The following is a 229-nucleotide window of genomic DNA, read 5'->3' as shown; positions in this document are numbered from 1 at the left end:
CAATGCGTAAGTATAAGTCCATATCTAATGCATTATGGTGTGTGATAAACGGACGAGCAGCAGCTCCTCCTGCTTCGTTATGCAAGACAGGCGTTTCTACTTCGACATAGCCATTGCCATCCAGATAACGACGGATTTCGCTAATAATTTGACTGCGTTTCATGAAACGATCAAAGCTTTCTTTGTTACTGATTAAATCCAAATAGCGTTGACGATAGCGTTGTTCCAC

Annotated in this window: 1 protein-coding gene; it reads right to left on the bottom strand. The window is 41.9% G+C overall.

The genetic code is table 11. The annotated features are described in order from the left end of the window. A partial coding sequence (locus NE623_RS14640; RefSeq protein WP_305146205.1) for an amino acid--tRNA ligase-related protein occupies nucleotides 1-229 on the bottom strand: 229 nt, incomplete at both ends.

The sequence above is a fragment of the Gemmiger formicilis genome (assembly GCF_024462815.1).
In the GTDB taxonomy this organism is placed as follows: domain Bacteria; phylum Bacillota; class Clostridia; order Oscillospirales; family Ruminococcaceae; genus Gemmiger.
The sequence above is the reverse complement of the archived record's forward strand: the minus strand, read 5'-3'. Positions and strand labels throughout refer to the sequence as shown.